Below are 16,276 nucleotides of genomic sequence, written 5' to 3'. Positions count from 1 at the left end.
GCGAGGATGGGAGCCGGCCCGCCATTCGTCAAACTGCCTACAGAAGGGCACATACCTGCGGGAATTTTCCCCTCGCGGCATTGTCAATTCAGCCAAAACCGGCTAAACGTATAAGTCGTGAAGGTCCAAACTTGTCAGCACTTCCGGGGCTTCCCGGTGGGTTGATTCAAGTGGTCCGCAGGCTCTTCCCCCAGAGCCTGAAGACTCGAGGAGGAGAAGCAATGGCCCGGAGCATGTCCTTCGAGTACGACCCGCAGCATGACCTGGTGCGCGTGCAGTTCTCGCGCTGCCTGCTGGTCAATGCCCAGGATGTACAGAACTGGCGGGCCGACGTGGAAGAGAAGCTGTCCATCTTCGGGCGGAAGATGGACCTGCTCATCGACCTGGATGGGCTGGAGGTCACCTTCACCGCGGGGCGGCTGTTCGGGCAGGCGCGGCGCGAGGTGCTGGAGCGCTTCGCCGGGCGCGCGTTCTTCTACGGCGGCGATGAGCTGACGAAGATGTTCCTGAGCACCAGCGGGGTGCTGCACGGCCACCCGGTGCATCAGTCGGAGTCGCGCGAGCGGGCGATGCTGGCGCTGCTGGCCGATCGCGAGGCCAAGCGCAAGCGCAACGTCGTGCCGCTCACCCCCAGCGGCAGCTACCCCCGAATTGTCGGTAGCCGCGCCGTCGGAGGCTGATCCTCGGCGAACGGGCCGCTGGCGCCCGAGCGGGGTGAAGTCAAAAGGAATACACGTGGGCCACCGGCTCACTTGTTGATCCGTGACCTCGCGCCGTTATGGTGGGGCTTCGTTTCCGGAAGTCGGGACCGGAGGACCCTACATGAGTCGAGCGAGCGCGAGCCGCCTGGCGTGGTTGGCCGGGCTGTGGGCGGTAGCCTGGGTGGGCTGCACGACGGAGGGGCCTCCGGTGCGGCCAGCGCCCGTGGGCTCGGCGCGGGTGGTGTACGTGCTGCCCCGCAACCTGCCGGCGGACACGCTGGTGCGAGTGAGCTCCACCGCCACGAGCGCGGGCGTCAGCTACCGCACCGAGCTCCAGGGCTCGGGCCCGGTGCGGCAGGGCTGGCTGCGAGAGCTTCCCGTGGGCCGGTACGACATCCGCGCTGGGGCATTCGATGCGCTGGGGACGTCGCGCTTCGAGACGCAGGAGGTCTCCGTCGAGCTCGCGCCGCAGGGCACGGCGCTGATCGTCCTGGGGGTGAAGGACACCAGCGCCCAGGCCGAGGAGGAGTCGGCGTGGCTCCAGGCGGTGATCGCCTCCGCCGGTGCGGTCCTGCCAGGAGACACGGTGTCCCTGCGGGCGGTGGCGAGCGATCCCACGTCCCAGGATGCCCTGAGCTACGAGTGGCAGGCGCAAGCAGGCACCTTCGACGACGCGAGCGCCGAGGCCCCCGTGTGGAAGGCGCCCACGGAGGAGGGCTCGTGGACGGTGAGCCTGGTGGTGCGGGACTCGCGCGGCACGGCGACGTCGCTCTCATTCCCCGTGGAGGTCTCGGGGGTGCGAGCCCTGAGCGGCAACGGTTCGGTGATGCTCAACCGATGGCCCCAACTGGGGGAGCTGAGCGCCCAGCCGCAGGACGAGGTGGTCGTCGGGGCGCCGGTGACGGTGGCGGCCTCCGGGAAGGACGCCGACGGGGACGCGCTCACCTATCAATGGACCGCTGAGTGCGAGGGGAGCCTGGTGGACGGCTCCAGCGCGACGGCGCTCTTCACCCCGTCCGCGGTTCCCAGCGAGGCCACCTGTAACAACTGCCAATTGAGGGTGCGGATCCAGGATCAGCATGGCGGGAGCACGAGCTATGGCCTGGGCCTGTGCGTGCGCGAGCGGAGGCCGCCGACGGTGCTCGCCACCAGCGCCACGGAGGTGAACGCCATACCGGGCGAGGTGCTGCGCTTCAGCGTCTCGGCTGTGGATCCGGCGGGCGGGCCGCTGACCTTCACCTGGAGCGCGAGCACGGGCCTGGTGGACGCGCCCGTGTTGGCGGGGGGCACGAGCGAGGTGGCCTGGACTTCGCTGTCGTGCATACCGGCCGGGGGGATGCCCACCCTTCGCGCGACCGTCACCAACCTGGCGGGGCTCAGCGTCGACGTCCCCTTCACCGTGAACTGGAACGGGCCCACCTGTGGCCACGCGCCGTGTGTGGCCGAGCTCGCGCGAGACCTGGTGACGTTCCGGGACAACTGCACCACGGACACGCCGGTGTTCATCCCGGACGGGTTCACGCTGCAGGGCGAGGGGCACACGCTCTCGGCGGTGGATCCAGCGGGAGGGTCCTTCGTCGGAGCGATTCTGCGCAACCGCGGCACGACGGCGCACGTGCGCGGGCTGAAGCTCGAGGCGCGGGGCCTGGTGAAGAGCGGCGCGTGTGACGTGGGAGAGGATCGGCTGCGCGGCATCCTGTTGTTGGGGGCCTCGGGCTCGGTGGTGGACAGCGAGGTCTCCGGCATCCATCGAAATCAGGCAGTGGACGGCAATCCCGAAGGCACGCCGAGAGGCTGCCAGGAGGGCCACGCCATCGAGGTGCGCAACCCGGCCGCCGCGGAGCGCCGAGCGGTGGAGGTGCTGCGCAACCGGGTGAGCGGCCACCAGAAGGTGGGCATCGTGATCATCGGCGACGTGGACGCCACCGTCGTGGACAACGAGGTGAGAGGCGAGGGGCCGGTGAGCCACATTGCTCGCAATGGCGTGCAGCTCAGCAACGGCGCCACGGGACGGGTGGCGGGGAATGACATCTCCGGACACTCGTACACGGGCAACGACCTGGGCACGGGCATCCTCGTGGCGGGCGGGGCCTACTACGGCCTGGAGCTGTGCCGGGACATCACCATCGAGGGCAACACCCTCACCGACAATGACATCGGCATCTACCTGAGCCAGGCCGAGGCGGACGGCAGCGGTCCCGCCACCTCGACGCGGCTCCGGGTGGTGGACAACGTGCTCAGCAAAGGCACGGTGACGAACGGCTTCCCGTTCCAGGCCGCCATCTCGGACCTCGGGGGCGGCAACCTCATCAGCTCGAATGTGATTACGGGGACGGGCTATGACCCGGAGACGCAGCCGGGCGCCACCTTCGACGTGGATGTGGTGGCGGGCGATGCGGCGCAGGTGATGTTCCTGACTCCCACGAGGACGGTGGCGGCGGGGGCCTGCTCGGGGCGGGTGTTGGTGCAGAGCCAGGATGTGAAGGGCAACCTCGTGAAGCCCACGCTGGCGACCTTCACCCTGACGGCGAGCGGGGAGGCGGCGGCGGGGCTCGACTTCTACGCGACGCCGGACTGCTCGGGGCCGGTCCTCTCCACCGTGGAGCTGTCCACACCGCAAGCGGAGACGGCCTTCTACTTCAAGGCCCCCTCCCAGCCTGGCGCGGTGACGCTCACGGTGAGCAACGGGAGCCTGACCTCCTCCCAGGAGCAGACCGTCCGCGCACCCTGAGCGGGGGTGGGGTGGTGCGCCGACGAGGGGCAGTGGCAAGCTGGTGGGACGATGCTTGGACCGTTCCGCTGGCTCCGTCGCCGGCAGCTGCTGCGCCGCCCCCTCCCGCCCGAGTGGCTGGGCTACCTCGACAAGCGCGTCCCCTTCTTCCGGGAGCTGTCCCCGGAGCTGCGCCAGCGCTTCCTCGACAAGCTGAAGGTGTTCGCCTGGGAGAAGGAGTTCATCGGCGCGGGCGGCTTCACCATCACCGATGAGGTGCGCGTGGTGGTGGCGGCCACGGCGGTGCAGCTCGTGCTGTTCCTGGACCTCTCGTATTACGACCGGCTGCGGGAGGTCATCGTCTATCCCGGGGCCTTCAAGCTGCCGGACCGCACGGGCGCGGTGCTCGGGGAGGCGAAGAACTGGGGCACGGTCATCCTCTCGTGGGACTCGGTGCTCGCCGGGCTGCGCAACCCCGATGACGGGCACGACACGGCGGCGCACGAGTTCGCCCACGTGCTGGACCGTGCGGACGGGGCCTTCGACGGGACACCGAAGCTGCGCCAGTACTCGCACTATCGGGAGTGGGCCTCGGTGATGAGCGAGCACTTCCACGGCCTGCAGCAGGGCCGGCGGGCCGAGCGCAACGTGATGGACGACTACGGCTCGCTCAACGAGGCGGAGTTCTTCGCGGTGGCCACCGAGTCTTTCTTCGAGAAGCCGCGGCAGATGAAGCAGAAGACGCCGGAGCTCTACGAGGAGATGAAGCGCTTCTACGGCTGGGACCCCGCACCCGGGGACTGAGCCGAGCCTTTCACCGCGCACGGCCTCCTCGGGGCGGTTCGTGCAAGTTGCAACCTCGTCGGGAAAGGGCCTCCCTCAAGCCCTTGAAACCCGGGAGGAATCGCAGCGGCGGCGCTGGTACGGCGGATGCTCCATGGGGGTGAGTGCCTTTGGAAAAGGACCTCACTCCATGACCTTCGAATACGCGGCCGGTGCCGTGCTCTCGGTGCTGCTCGCCGTCTACCTCCTCTATGCCTTGGTCCGGCCCGAGCACTTCTAGGGGCCCGCCATGACGCTGCTCGGTTGGTTGCAGATCTTCTTGTTCTTCGCGCTCGTGCTGGCGGTCACCCGGCCGCTGGGCGCCTACCTCTTCCGCGTCTTCGAAGGGGACACTCAGCCGTTGCCCAGGGTGTTCGGCCCCGTGGAGCGCGGGCTCTTGCGCTTGTGCGGGGTGGACCCGAAGCGTGAGCAGACCTGGCGCCAGTACGCGATGGCGCTGCTCGCCTTCAGCCTGTTCGGCCTGCTGCTCACCTACGCCCTGCTGAGGCTCCAGCACGTGTTGCCGCTCAACCCGCAGGGGTTCCCAGCGGTGGGACCGGAGCTGGCCTTCAACACCGCCGCCAGCTTCACCACCAACACCAACTGGCAGTCCTACGCGGGTGAGTCGACGCTGAGCTACCTCAGCCAGATGGCCGGGCTGACGTGGCAGAACTTCGTGTCCGCGGCGGCCGGTATGGGCGTGGCGCTGGCGCTGGCGCGTGGCTTCACTCGCCGCCCGGGGCCGGAAGGGCACAAGACACTGGGGAACTTCTACGTGGACCTGGTGCGTGGCGTGCTCTACGTGCTGCTGCCTCTGTGCGTCGTCTACGCGCTCTTCCTCGTGAGCCAGGGCGTGCTGCAGAACTTCGCGCCCTACCGGGAGCTGGTGACGCTGGAGGGCGCCAAGCAGACGCTGGCCATGGGCCCGGTGGCCTCGCAGGAGGCCATCAAGATGCTGGGCACCAACGGTGGCGGCTTCTTCAACGCCAACAGCGCCCACCCGTTCGAGAACCCCACGCCGCTCACCAACCTGGTGCAGATGCTGTCCATCTTCGCCATCCCCTCGGCCCTTACGTACACGTACGGGAAGATGGCGGGGGACACGAAGCAGGGCTGGGTCCTCTTCGCGGCCATGAGTGTGCTGTTCTTCGCGGGCGTGACGGCCGCCTACGCCGCCGAGGCGCAGGGCAACGCCGCGCTGGCGCAGGCCCAGGTGGCGCAGGCGGGCAACCTGGAGGGCAAGGAGGTGCGCTTTGGCATCCCCGCCTCGGCGCTCTTCGCCACCGTCACCACGGACGCCTCGTGTGGCGCCGTCAACGCCATGCATGACAGTTTCACGCCACTGGGCGGGCTGGTGCCGCTGGTGAACATGCAGCTCGGCGAGGTCATCTTCGGCGGGGTGGGGGCCGGGCTCTACGGCATCCTCGTCATGGTGGTGCTCGCGGTCTTCATCGCGGGCCTCATGGTGGGCCGTACGCCCGAGTACCTGGGCAAGAAGATCGAAGCCCGAGAGATGAAGCTCGCCATGCTGTACGTGCTCATCTTCCCGCTGGTCATCCTCGGGCTGAGCGCGGTGGCCTCCGTCATTCCGCAGGGCCTCTCCTCGCTCAACAACGCCGGGCCGCACGGCCTGTCGGAGCTGCTCTACACGTACACGAGCGGCACGGCCAACAACGGCAGCGCCTTCGCGGGCCTCAACGCCAACACGCCCTTCTGGAACATCACCCTGGGGGTGGCCATGTTGATGGGCCGGTTCCTGATGATCATCCCGGTGCTGGCCATCGCTGGCTCCATGGTCGGCAAGAGGGTGGTGCCCGCGGGCCCTGGCACCTTCCCCACCCACGGCACGCTCTTCACCGGGCTGCTGGTGGGTGTCGTCCTCATCGTCGGCGCGTTGACCTTCTTCCCGGCGCTCTCGCTGGGCCCCATCGTGGAGCACTTCCTCGCCGGGGCTGGAAAGGTGTACTGACATGGCCTCCGCTTCCTCGAAGTCGGCGTCGCTCTTCGAGCCGACGCTCCTGAAGCAGGCCGCGCTGGACAGCCTGCGCAAGCTCCACCCGCGCGATGTGGCGCGCAACCCGGTGATGTTCGTGGTGTGGGCCGGAAGCCTGCTCACCACGGTGCTGCTGGTGCGTGACCTCGCCTCCTCGGCGGAGGGAGCCACACCGGTGTGGTTCACCGTCGCGGTGACGCTGTGGCTGTGGTTCACCGTGCTCTTCGCCAACTTCGCCGAGGCGGTGGCGGAGGGGCGCGGCAAGGCGCAGGCGGGCGCGCTGCGCAAGATGCGCAAAGACACCACCGCGCGCCGGCTCGTGGACGGCCGGGAGGAGCGCGTGTCGGCTCCCTCCTTGCGAAAGGGAGACCTCGTGGTCTGCGAGGCGGGCGACCTCATCCCCGGAGATGGCGAGGTGGTGGAGGGCATCGCCAGCGTGGACGAGTCGGCCATCACCGGCGAGTCGGCGCCCGTCATCCGCGAGTCCGGAGGAGACCGCTCGGCGGTGACAGGGGGAACGAAGGTGCTCTCCGATCGCATCGTGGTGCGCATCTCCGCCAACCCGGGCGAGTCGTTCCTGGATCGGATGATCGGCCTGGTGGAGGGCGCGGCGCGGCAGAAGACACCCAACGAAATTGCCCTGCACATCCTGCTGGTGGGGCTGACGCTGGTGTTCCTGCTGGCGTGCGTGACGCTGGTGCCGATGGCGCTCTACTCGGGGGTGAAGCTGTCAGGCACGGCGGTGGTGGCGCTGCTGGTGTGCCTCATCCCCACGACGATTGGAGGGCTGCTGAGCGCCATTGGCATCGCGGGCATGGACCGGCTGCTGCGCAAGAACGTGCTGGCGATGAGCGGCCGGGCGGTGGAGGCGGCCGGAGACGTGGACACGCTGCTCCTGGACAAGACGGGCACCATCACCCTGGGCAACCGCATGGCCACGGAGCTGCTGCCCATGCCGGGGGTTCGCCTGGAGGAGCTTGCCGAGGCGGCGCAGCTGGCGAGCCTCGCGGACGAGACGCCCGAGGGGCGCTCCATCGTCACGCTGGTGAAGGACGCCTACAAGATGCGCCCGCGCGAGCTGAAGGCGCACCACGCCACCTTCGTACCCTTCACCGCGCAGACGCGCATGAGCGGCTGTGACCTCGTGGACCCGGGGCCGCGCAGCATCCGCAAGGGCGCGGTGGACGCCATCCTCAAGCACGTGCAGGGGCAGGGCGGCGCGGTTCCCTCCGAGCTGGCCCAGGCGGCGGGGCGCATCGGGGACGCGGGAGGCACGCCGCTGGCAGTGGCCGATGGGGCGCGGTTGCTGGGCATCGTCCACCTCAAGGACGTGGTGAAGGGCGGAATCAAGGAGCGCTTCGACCGCTTCCGGGCCATGGGCATCCGTACGGTGATGATCACCGGCGACAACCCGCGCACCGCCGCCGCCATCGCCAAGGAGGCGGGGGTGGATGACTTCCTCGCCGAGGCCACGCCGGAGGCGAAGCTGGCGCTCATCCGCGCCGAGCAGGCCAAGGGCAAGCTGGTGGCGATGACCGGGGATGGCACCAACGACGCGCCCGCGCTGGCTCAGGCGGACGTGGGCGTGGCGATGAACACGGGCACCCAGGCGGCCAAGGAGGCCGGCAACATGGTGGACCTGGACTCCAACCCCACCAAGCTCCTGGAGGTGGTGGAGGTGGGCAAGCAGTTGCTGATGACGCGCGGCACGCTGACCACGTTCTCCATCGCCAATGACGTGGCGAAGTATTTCGCCATCCTCCCGGCGCTCTTCATGGGCGTGTTTCCGGACATCGCCCCGCTGAATGTGATGGGGCTCTCCTCGCCCTACAGCGCCATCCTGGCGGCGGTCATCTTCAACGCGTTGATCATCATCGCGTTGATTCCGCTGGCCCTCCGAGGCGTGCGCTACCGGCCGCTGGGAGCCGCCGCGCTCTTGCGGCGCAGCCTGCTGCTCTATGGGGTGGGCGGCGTCATCGTTCCGTTCGTTGGCATCAAGGTCATCGATGTGTTGCTCACCGCTGCCGGCTGGGCGTGAAAGAAAGGAAGCTGCCATGTCATCCACCCTCCTCACCGCGCTGCGCGCCTGTCTCGTCACCCTGGTGCTCACGGGCGTGCTCTACCCACTGGCCGTCACGGGCGGAGCGCGGTTGCTCTTCCGGCACGAGGCCGACGGCTCTCTCATTACCGACAAGAGAGGCCAGGTGGTGGGCAGTGCCCTCATCGGTCAGGGCTTCACCCGCGACGCGTACTTCCAGCCCCGGCTCTCGGCGGCGGGCAGCGGGTATGACGCGACCGCTTCCTCCGGCAGCAACCTGGGGCCCACCTCCCAGAAGCTGCGGGACCGAGCCGTGGCGGAGGTCGAGCGTCTGCGTCGAGAGAACCCGGAGGCTCCGGGCCCCGTGCCCGCGGAGCTCGTCACCACGTCCGCCTCCGGGCTGGACCCGCACCTGTCTCCCGAGGCCGCGCGCTGGCAGGCCCCTCGCGTGGCACGGGCGCGCGGCGTGGCTCCCGCGCGGGTTCTGTCCGTGCTGGACTCCCATGTCGAGGAGCGCTCCTTGGGAGTGCTAGGGGAGCCGCGAGTGAACGTGCTGGCCCTGAACCTCGCCCTGGATCGCCAGTTCGGCCGGCCCGAGGTCCAGGGAGCTCCGGTGGGAGCGGCGCCGTGAAGGTCCGGGACTGGGAACATGGCGAGACACGCCCCGGGGCGGTACACCCTGATTCCGCATTGGAGCAGAGGACACCCGAGTGAGGACACGGCGCACGCGCGCGGAGGACTTCCTGGAGCTAGTGGAGCGGGGGCGGCGCGGCCGGCTCAAGCTCTACATCGGCTTCGCCGCCGGCGTGGGCAAGACGTACCGCATGCTCGAGGAGGCCCATGCCCTGAAGAAGCGCGGCGTGGATGTGGTGCTTGGCTTCATCGAGACGCACGGCCGCGCGGACACCGCGGCGCTGGTAGCGGGCCTGGAGGGAGTGCCGCGCAAGGCCTTCACCTACCGCGACGTCACCGTGGAGGAGATGGATCTCGACGCCGTGCTGGCCCGCCGGCCCCAGGTGGCCGTGGTGGACGAGCTGGCCCACACCAACGTCCCCCTGTGTCGCAACGCCAAGCGCTACCAGGACGTGCAGGAGCTGCTCGCCGCCGGCATCAACGTCATCGGTGCCTTCAACGTGCAGCACCTGGAGAGCCTCAATGACCTGGTGGAGCGCGCCACGGGCGTCACCGTCCGGGAGACGCTCCCCGACAGCTTCCTCAAGGCGGCCGATCAGGTGGTGAACCTGGACCTCGCGGTGGAAGACCTGCACGAGCGCCTCAAGGCGGGGAAGATCTACGCGCAGGACAAGGTGCCCCACGCGCTGGAGCGCTTCTTCAAGAAGGAGAACCTCTCCACGCTGCGGGAGCTGGCCCTGCGCGAGGTGGCCGAGAGCCTGGACCGGGCCACCGCCGGCCAGCATGCCCGCGCGGGAGAAGAGCCGCAGGCCAAGGGCGGCGGTTGGGGACGGGTGCTGGTGGCGTTGTCCAGCTACCCGCCGCGCGCGGCCACCCTGCTGCGCCGGGGATCGCGCATGGCGGGCCGACTCAACACCGACTGGTTCGTCGTCTACGTGGAGACGCCGCGCGAGGCTCCCCACCTCATCGACGCGGAGGCGCAGCGCCACCTGCTCGCAAACATCGAGAAGGCCAAGGAATTGGGCGCGGAGGTGGTGCGCCTGCGCGCCAAGGACCCCGTGGAGGCCCTGCTGGACTTCGCGCGCTCGCACGGGGTGGGCCACATCATCGTCGGCCGCTCGCACCAGCCGTGGTGGAAGCAGCTGCTGGGCCGCGCTTCGGACGTGCGCCTGATTCGAGAGGGCGTGGGCTTCGACATCCACGTCGTCGCCTTCGAGGCACCGGGAGAGGAGCGGCGCCCATGACGCTGCGTGGCCGCCTCTTGCTGGCTCAGGCTCCGCTGGCCCTCGCGCTCGTGTTGCTGGGTGTGGTGGCCGTCGTCACCCTGGCGCGGCTGGGACGCTCCGGGCAGGAGATCCTCCAGGACAACTACCGCAGCGTGCTGTCCATGCAGCGGATGACGGAGCAGCTGGAGCGCATGGACAGCGCCGCGCTCTATATCGTTGCGGGCGAGCGCCAGCGCGGGCAGGAGCAGCAGTCGGCACAGCGCGCGAAGCTGGAGGCGGAGCTGCGCGCCCAGGAAGAAAATCTCACGGAGCCGGGAGAAGACGAGGCCACCCAACGCTTGCGTCAGGCGTGGGCACGTTACCGGACCGAGTGCGACGCCTTCCTCGTAGTCGCGGAGCAGTCCCCCGAGGCTTTGCGCGAGCGCTACTTCGCCGTGCTGGCTCCCGCCTTCGCGGAGACCAAGGCCGCCGCCGCCAGCATCCTGAACCTGAACCAGGACGCCATGGTGCGAAAGAGCGAGGCCCTGCGCCGGCAGAGCCAGCGCGTCAACACGCTAATGGTGACGGCGGTGCTGGCCGCGTTCGGGGTGGGCCTGTTCGCCTCCACCTCGCTGATACACCGGGCGCTGCGGCCGGTGGCGGTGCTCTCGCAGGCGGTGCGGCGGCTGGGGCAGGGCGACCTGGCGGTGCGCGCGGTGGTGGAGGGCAAGGATGAGATCGCCCAGCTCGGCCAGGACTTCAATGCCATGGCGGAGCGGCTCCAGCAGTACCAGCAGAGCAGCCTGGGCGAGCTGCTCCAGGCTCAGGCCGCCTCGCAGGCCGCCATCGACAGCTTGCCGGATCCGGTGGTGGTGTTCGGCGCGGGGGGCGTGCTGCTCAACGTCAACCGCTCGGCGGAGGACGTGCTGCGGCTGTCGCTGGAGGCGGGAGGCGACGTGCTGGCCCGGGCCGCTCCGGAGGCGCGCGAGGTGCTCGAGCGCGTGCGGGCCCACGTGCTGGGAGGCAAGGGCGCCTACCAGCCCCGGGGCTACGAAGAGGCGGTGCGGGTGGCGGCGCCCGAAGGCGAGCGGTGGCTGCTGCCGCGAGGCAGTCCGGTCTACGGCGAGAGCGGGGACGTGGTGGGCGCCACGGTGCTGCTGCAGGACGTGACACGGCTGCGCCGCTTCGACGAGCTGAAGAACGACCTGGTGGCCACGGTGGCGCACGAGTTCCGCACACCGCTCACCTCGCTGCGCATGGCGATCCACCTGTGCGCCGAGGAGGTGGTGGGGCCGGTGACGGAGAAGCAGGCGGACCTGCTGCACGCGGCGCGCGAGGACTGTGAGCGGCTGCAGGGCATCGTGGACGACTTGCTGGACTTGTCGCGCATCCAGGCTGGGCGACTGGTGTTGGACGTGCGCCGTGTCTCCACGGCGGAGCTGGTGGAGGGGGCGCTGGGGGTACACCGGGCGGCGGCGGAGGACCGAAGCGTGCGGCTGGTGTCCGAGGTGGCGCCCGAGGTGGAGGAGGTAGAGGTGGACACGGAGCGGGTGCAGCTCGTGCTCTCGAATCTTGTGGGCAACGGGGTGCGGCACACGCTCTCGGGAGGCGAGGTGTCCGTGCGGGTGACGCGGGAGGGCGCGCGGGCGCGCTTCGAGGTGCGGGACACGGGCGAGGGGATTGCTCCCGAGCAGCAGGCGCGCATCTTCGAGAAGTTCTACCGGGCGCCAGGAGCCCCGGCTGGAGGCGCCGGGCTGGGCCTGTCCATCGCCCGGGAAGTGGTCCAGGCGCACGGCGGGGAGATCGGCGTGACGAGCACCCCGGGCCAGGGCAGCACCTTCTGGTTCACCCTTCCTCAGCCTTCCTGAGAAAGCTAAGTCGCTGAATTTATTTAAGAATACTTGCTAAAGGATGGCCGATCGCAAATGCGATCATCGACGCGTTAATACCACCATTTGGTAACCAGATGAGTACATTATGGTAAGCACATGGTGGGCTATATGGGAGAAGGTAGGCCAGAGGAGGGGTCCTTCGGCGCGGGTTTCATCGCCAGGCAACCCATCTCGCAGCGGCTACTCCAGACGGTTCGGTTGATCGGCGAGTACAAGGGCAAGCAGGCCCTGTTCGCAGGCCAGTCTCCGCAGGTCTTGGAGACCCTGCGGCAGGTGTCGGTGATCCAGAGCATCGAGTCCTCGAACCGAATCGAGGGGGTGACGGCGGCCCCGAATCGACTGAAGGAACTGGTGGCGGACAAGACGACGCCACGGGACCGTTCCGAGCAGGAGATCGCTGGCTACCGTGAAGTCCTGAAGACCATCCACCAGTCCGCTCAGGACATCCCGCTCAAGACCCGTGTCGTCCTCCAGCTTCACCGGGATCTATACAAGTTCCTGCCCGCTGGAATGGGGGGCCGATGGAAGGCCAGTGACAACTCCATCACCGAGACGGACGCGGTGGGGCACACGCGAGTGCGCTTCAAACCTGTTGCCGCGCATCGGACTCCTGCTGCGATGGATGCGCTGCATGAAGGGTTCGCTCACCTGCGAGATGAGGGAGAAGTCGAGCCGATCCTTCTGATCGCCGCCTACGTTCTCGACTTCCTGTGCATTCATCCGTTCCCGGATGGGAACGGGCGCATGGCTCGCTTGCTGGCCCTGCTCCTGCTCTATCAGTCGGGCTACGAGGTGGGCCGCTACATCAGCTTGGAGCAGATCATCGAGCGGACGAGGGAGGGCTACTACGAGGCCCTCTACAAGTCCTCACAGGGGTGGCATGAGGGAACGCACACGCTCATCCCGTGGTGGGAGTACTTCACCGGGGTGATGTTGCTCACCGCGTATCGTGATTTCGAGCAGCGGGTGGGCGCCATTGTCCGCAAGCGCGGCGCCAAAGGAGACATCGTCAAGGATGTCATCGCGCGACTCCCCATGCGCTTCCAACTGGCGGATGTAGAGCGTGGCTGTCCCGGTGTCGCTCGCTCCACCATTCAGCGGATCATGGTGGCCTTGCGCGATGAAGGAAGCATTCGGTGCATCAAAGCGGGACGGGACGCCCTTTGGGAGAAGACCGCCGGAACGCTCTGAGCTCCCCGACCGTGCGCTCACTCCGCGCTCTTGTCCGCGGAGGAGGCCTCGTACTTCTTGCGCTTGCGCCACAGCGTGGACGCGTCGATGCCGAGGATGCGCGCTGCCTCATCCAGCGAGGGCGCGCTGGCCATCACCCGGAGAATGTGTTCGCGCTCCACCTCCTCCAGCGTGTGAGGCCCTCCCAGCATCACCACCGAGCCCGAGGCCGCTGCGATGCGCTCCGGGAAGGCCTGCGGCTCCAGCACGGCGGCGGGCCAGACGATGAGCGCCCGCTCCAGGGCGTTGCGCAGCTCGCGCACGTTGCCCGGCCACCCGTACGCCAGCAGCATCCGCTCGGTGGCGGGAGACAGGTCCGGAGGCGGGCGCTGGGCCGCGCGCGCGAAGAAGGCCACGAAGCGCCGCGCCAGGGCCAGCAGATCCTCCGGCCGCTCCCTCAGCGCCGGCAGCTTCACCTCCACCACGTTGAGCCGGTAGAGCAGGTCCTCCCGGAAGCGCCCCTCGGCCACGTCCTTCTCCAGGTCCCGGTTGGTGGCCGCCACCACCCGCACGTCCGCGCGCCGCGTACGCCCCTCGCCCAGTCGCTCGAACTGCTTCTCCTGAAGGAAGCGCAAGAGCTGCGCCTGGAGCGCCGGGCTCATCTCCGCCACCTCGTCCAGGAAGAGCGTACCGCCCTCGGCCTGCTCTACCCGCCCGGGCTGATCCCGCACCGCGCCCGTGAAGGCGCCTCGCACGTGGCCGAACAGCTCGCTGGCCAGCAGTTGCTCCGAGAGGGTGGGGCAGTTCACCGTGACGAAGGGGCGCCGCCGCCGGGGGCTCATCGAATGCAGCGCCCGCGCCAGCACGCCCTTACCCGTGCCGCTCTCGCCCCGCAGCAGCACCGCCGCGTCCGAGGCCGCCGCGCGGGTGATGAGCCCGATGACCGCGTGCATCACCGGGGAGGCTGTCTCCAGCGTGGCCTCCGGCACCGTCTGCGCCAGCTGGCCCTCCAGGTCCCCCAGCCGGGAGCTCAGCTCGCGGTGGGTGCGGGCCCGGTCCACCACGTGGCGGATCTGCGCGGGAGTGAACGGCTTGGGCAGGTAGTCGCGCGCCCCGCGCTTCACCGCCTCCACCGCCGTATCGAAAGTCGCGTAGGCGGTGATGAGGACGATGTCCAGGCCCGGAGACTCGGCGAGCATCCGGGGCACCAGGTCCAGGCCGCTGGCCGTGCCCAGCCTCAAGTCCACGAAGGCGAGATCCGCCGGCCCCTGCGCCAGCGCGGCGAGCGCCGCCTCGGCCGAGCTGGCCTCGCGAACCACGCACCCGAACCCCTCCAGGCAGATGCGCAGGGTGTGACGGATGTTGCGTTCATCATCCACCACCAGCACCCGCATCGGGCTGGGCTCGGGGGGCGTGGTGGCTCCAGGCTGGGGCTCCATGCTCGCATCCTAAACATGCCCGAGGGGGTTCCGCCCGCTCGGGCTGACGCCTGCTGGACACCCGCCGACACCCGAGGAGATCCCCGCTCGCGCCCCCGGACCGGAGTGGGCATGCTCAAGGCCATGGGGACGACGACCGACGGCGCGAACGCTTCGAACGGGCTGTTCTCTCGGGAGATGGCTCCCGAGCCGCGCAAGCCCTGGCTGGGACGGGCGGCGGTGGTGGGAGCCATCGCCGCCGTGGGGCTGGGCATATGGATGTGGATGCAAGGCTCGGAGGGCGGCGCGCTACGGGCCATGTCTCCCGTGCAGCGCGAGGCGCTCTTCAAGGAGACGTGGAAGGACTACCGCATGCGGTGTACCGGAGGGGCGGAGCAGAAGGACACCCCCGCGGTCTGCCACCAGCGGGCCGAGTTCCTCCAGCGCTTCCCCCAGTGCGACGAGGCCTGCCGCGCGCAGATCGCCCCCTCGCTCTCGGCTGCCCCTCAGTGAACGCGCGGGGCAGGGCCCCTGTCACCCCGCTTCCGTGACACGACATGAGCGGTGCTAGGGTGCGGCCGCGTGAGCGCTCCCCCGTCCTCTGCCCCCCGTTGGATGTTGTACGGCGCCTCTGGCTTCACCGGTCGCCTCATCGCCGAGGAGGCCGTGCGTCGGGGCCATCGCCCGGTGCTCGCGGGCCGCTCGCACGAGAAGCTGGCGCCCATGGCCGAGCGGCTTGGCCTCGAGATGGTGGTGGCGGGCCTGGAGGACGTGCGCGCGCTGGTGGCCTCCCTGGAGGGACTGCCCCTGGTGCTGCACGCGGCGGGTCCCTTCGTGCAGACCAGCGAGCCCATGGTGCAGGCGTGCCTGGCGACGGGCGCGCACTACCTGGACATCACCGGGGAAATCCCCGTCTTCGAGAACACCTTCCGCCACGACGCGGAGGCGCGCTCGCGCGGGGTGGCGCTCATGTCCGGCGTGGGCTTCGACGTGGTGCCCACCGACTGCCTGGCGCGCCATGTGGCCGAGCGCGTGCCGGGCGCCCATGAGCTGCAGCTGGCCATCGCCACCGGGAGCGTCGCGAGCGCGGGCACCGCCAAGTCCGCGCTGGGGATGCTGCCCCAGGGCGGGCGCGTGCGCCGCGGAGGGGCCCTGCTGCCATGGCCCGTGGGCAAGGGCGTGCGCCGCGTGCGCTTCGCCGACGCCGAGCGCACCGTGCTGCCCATCCCCTGGGGAGACCTGGTGACGGCGTGGCACACCACGAACATCCCCAACATCACCACCTATATGGCCCTGCCGAACGTGGCCGCACGCGCCATGCGCTTCACCTACCCGCTGCTCAAGCACGTGCTGTCGGTGGACGCGGTCCGCCAGGGGGCCGAGCGCCTCATCGACGCGCGGATGCAGGGGCCCAACGAGGTGGCGCGCACCGAGCACCGCTCGCACATCTGGGCCGAGGCGCGCGCGGCGGATGGCCGGAAGGCCGAGGCCTGGCTGGAGATGCCCGAGGGCTACGCCTTCACCGCCGTGGCGGCGCTGCGAGCGGTGGAGGAGGTGCTGGCCCGCAAGCCCCAAGGCGCGCTCACCCCGGCGGGGGCCTTCGGCGCCGACTTCATCCTCTCCATCGAAGGCTGCCGCCGGCTCGACACCCTGTCCTGAATTACGGGTCCAGGGCTGCCTGGCAGGACAGCAGG

General features: G+C 69.4%; 13 protein-coding genes. 12 read left to right on the top strand and 1 reads right to left on the bottom strand.

Annotation, left to right across the window (positions count from 1 at the left end; all coding sequences use genetic code 11):
* Nucleotides 1–221: 221 nt before the first annotated feature.
* The 10 genes from SYV04_RS08515 (at nucleotide 222) to SYV04_RS08470 (ending at nucleotide 13,185) form a co-directional block, all read left to right on the top strand.
* Entirely contained in the window at nucleotides 222–680 is a 459-nt protein-coding gene (locus tag SYV04_RS08515) for a hypothetical protein (protein ID WP_321545144.1), read from the top strand.
* 142 nt (nucleotides 681–822) lie between these two features.
* Nucleotides 823–3,432: a PKD domain-containing protein gene (locus tag SYV04_RS08510; RefSeq protein ID WP_321545143.1), complete on the top strand. Its 2,610-nt coding sequence runs from the start codon at nucleotides 823–825 to the stop codon at nucleotides 3,430–3,432.
* A gap of 51 nt (nucleotides 3,433–3,483) precedes the next feature.
* Nucleotides 3,484–4,215 carry a M90 family metallopeptidase gene (locus SYV04_RS08505; RefSeq protein ID WP_321545142.1) on the top strand — a complete coding sequence of 244 codons (732 nt, stop codon included), beginning with the start codon at nucleotides 3,484–3,486 and terminating at the stop codon, nucleotides 4,213–4,215.
* A 169-nt stretch (nucleotides 4,216–4,384) separates the two neighbouring features.
* A complete protein-coding gene (gene kdpF / locus SYV04_RS08500; RefSeq protein ID WP_321545141.1) occupies nucleotides 4,385–4,474 on the top strand; it encodes a K(+)-transporting ATPase subunit F in 90 nt (29 codons plus the stop codon).
* Nucleotides 4,475–4,483: 9 nt separating this feature from the next.
* Complete coding sequence (gene kdpA / locus SYV04_RS08495; RefSeq protein ID WP_321545140.1) at nucleotides 4,484–6,202, top strand: potassium-transporting ATPase subunit KdpA; 1,719 nt, start codon at nucleotides 4,484–4,486, stop codon at nucleotides 6,200–6,202.
* A 1-nt stretch (nucleotide 6,203) separates the two neighbouring features.
* Complete coding sequence (kdpB, locus tag SYV04_RS08490; protein ID WP_321545139.1) at nucleotides 6,204–8,264, top strand: potassium-transporting ATPase subunit KdpB; 2,061 nt, start codon at nucleotides 6,204–6,206, stop codon at nucleotides 8,262–8,264.
* Between the two features lie 16 nt (nucleotides 8,265–8,280).
* Complete coding sequence (kdpC, locus tag SYV04_RS08485) at nucleotides 8,281–8,895, top strand: potassium-transporting ATPase subunit KdpC (RefSeq protein WP_321545138.1); 615 nt, start codon at nucleotides 8,281–8,283, stop codon at nucleotides 8,893–8,895.
* A gap of 79 nt (nucleotides 8,896–8,974) precedes the next feature.
* Nucleotides 8,975–10,141: a sensor protein KdpD gene (locus tag SYV04_RS08480; protein ID WP_321545137.1), complete on the top strand. Its 1,167-nt coding sequence runs from the start codon at nucleotides 8,975–8,977 to the stop codon at nucleotides 10,139–10,141.
* A complete protein-coding gene (locus SYV04_RS08475) occupies nucleotides 10,138–11,970 on the top strand; it encodes a HAMP domain-containing sensor histidine kinase (protein WP_321545136.1) in 1,833 nt (610 codons plus the stop codon). The genes SYV04_RS08480 and SYV04_RS08475 overlap by 4 nt, the downstream gene beginning before the upstream one ends.
* Before the next feature lie 132 nt (nucleotides 11,971–12,102).
* On the top strand, nucleotides 12,103–13,185 hold the full coding sequence (locus tag SYV04_RS08470; protein WP_321545135.1) for a Fic family protein: 1,083 nt from the start codon (nucleotides 12,103–12,105) through the stop codon (nucleotides 13,183–13,185).
* 17 nt (nucleotides 13,186–13,202) lie between these two features.
* Here the strand turns inward: SYV04_RS08470 and SYV04_RS08465 are convergent, their stop codons facing one another.
* Entirely contained in the window at nucleotides 13,203–14,603 is a 1,401-nt protein-coding gene (locus SYV04_RS08465; protein WP_321545134.1) for a sigma-54-dependent transcriptional regulator, read from the bottom strand.
* A 111-nt stretch (nucleotides 14,604–14,714) separates the two neighbouring features.
* Between SYV04_RS08465 and SYV04_RS08460 the strand changes: the two genes are divergently transcribed.
* Together SYV04_RS08460 and SYV04_RS08455 are read left to right on the top strand one after the other, a co-directional pair.
* Entirely contained in the window at nucleotides 14,715–15,095 is a 381-nt protein-coding gene (locus tag SYV04_RS08460) for a hypothetical protein (RefSeq protein WP_321545133.1), read from the top strand.
* Nucleotides 15,096–15,164: 69 nt separating this feature from the next.
* Complete coding sequence (locus SYV04_RS08455) at nucleotides 15,165–16,241, top strand: saccharopine dehydrogenase family protein (RefSeq protein ID WP_321545132.1); 1,077 nt, start codon at nucleotides 15,165–15,167, stop codon at nucleotides 16,239–16,241.
* Nucleotides 16,242–16,276 lie beyond the last annotated feature (35 nt).

Source organism: Hyalangium ruber (assembly GCF_034259325.1).
GTDB classification, from domain to species: Bacteria; Myxococcota; Myxococcia; order Myxococcales; family Myxococcaceae; genus Hyalangium_A; species Hyalangium_A rubrum.
This window is presented reverse-complemented; position numbering and strand designations above follow the sequence as displayed.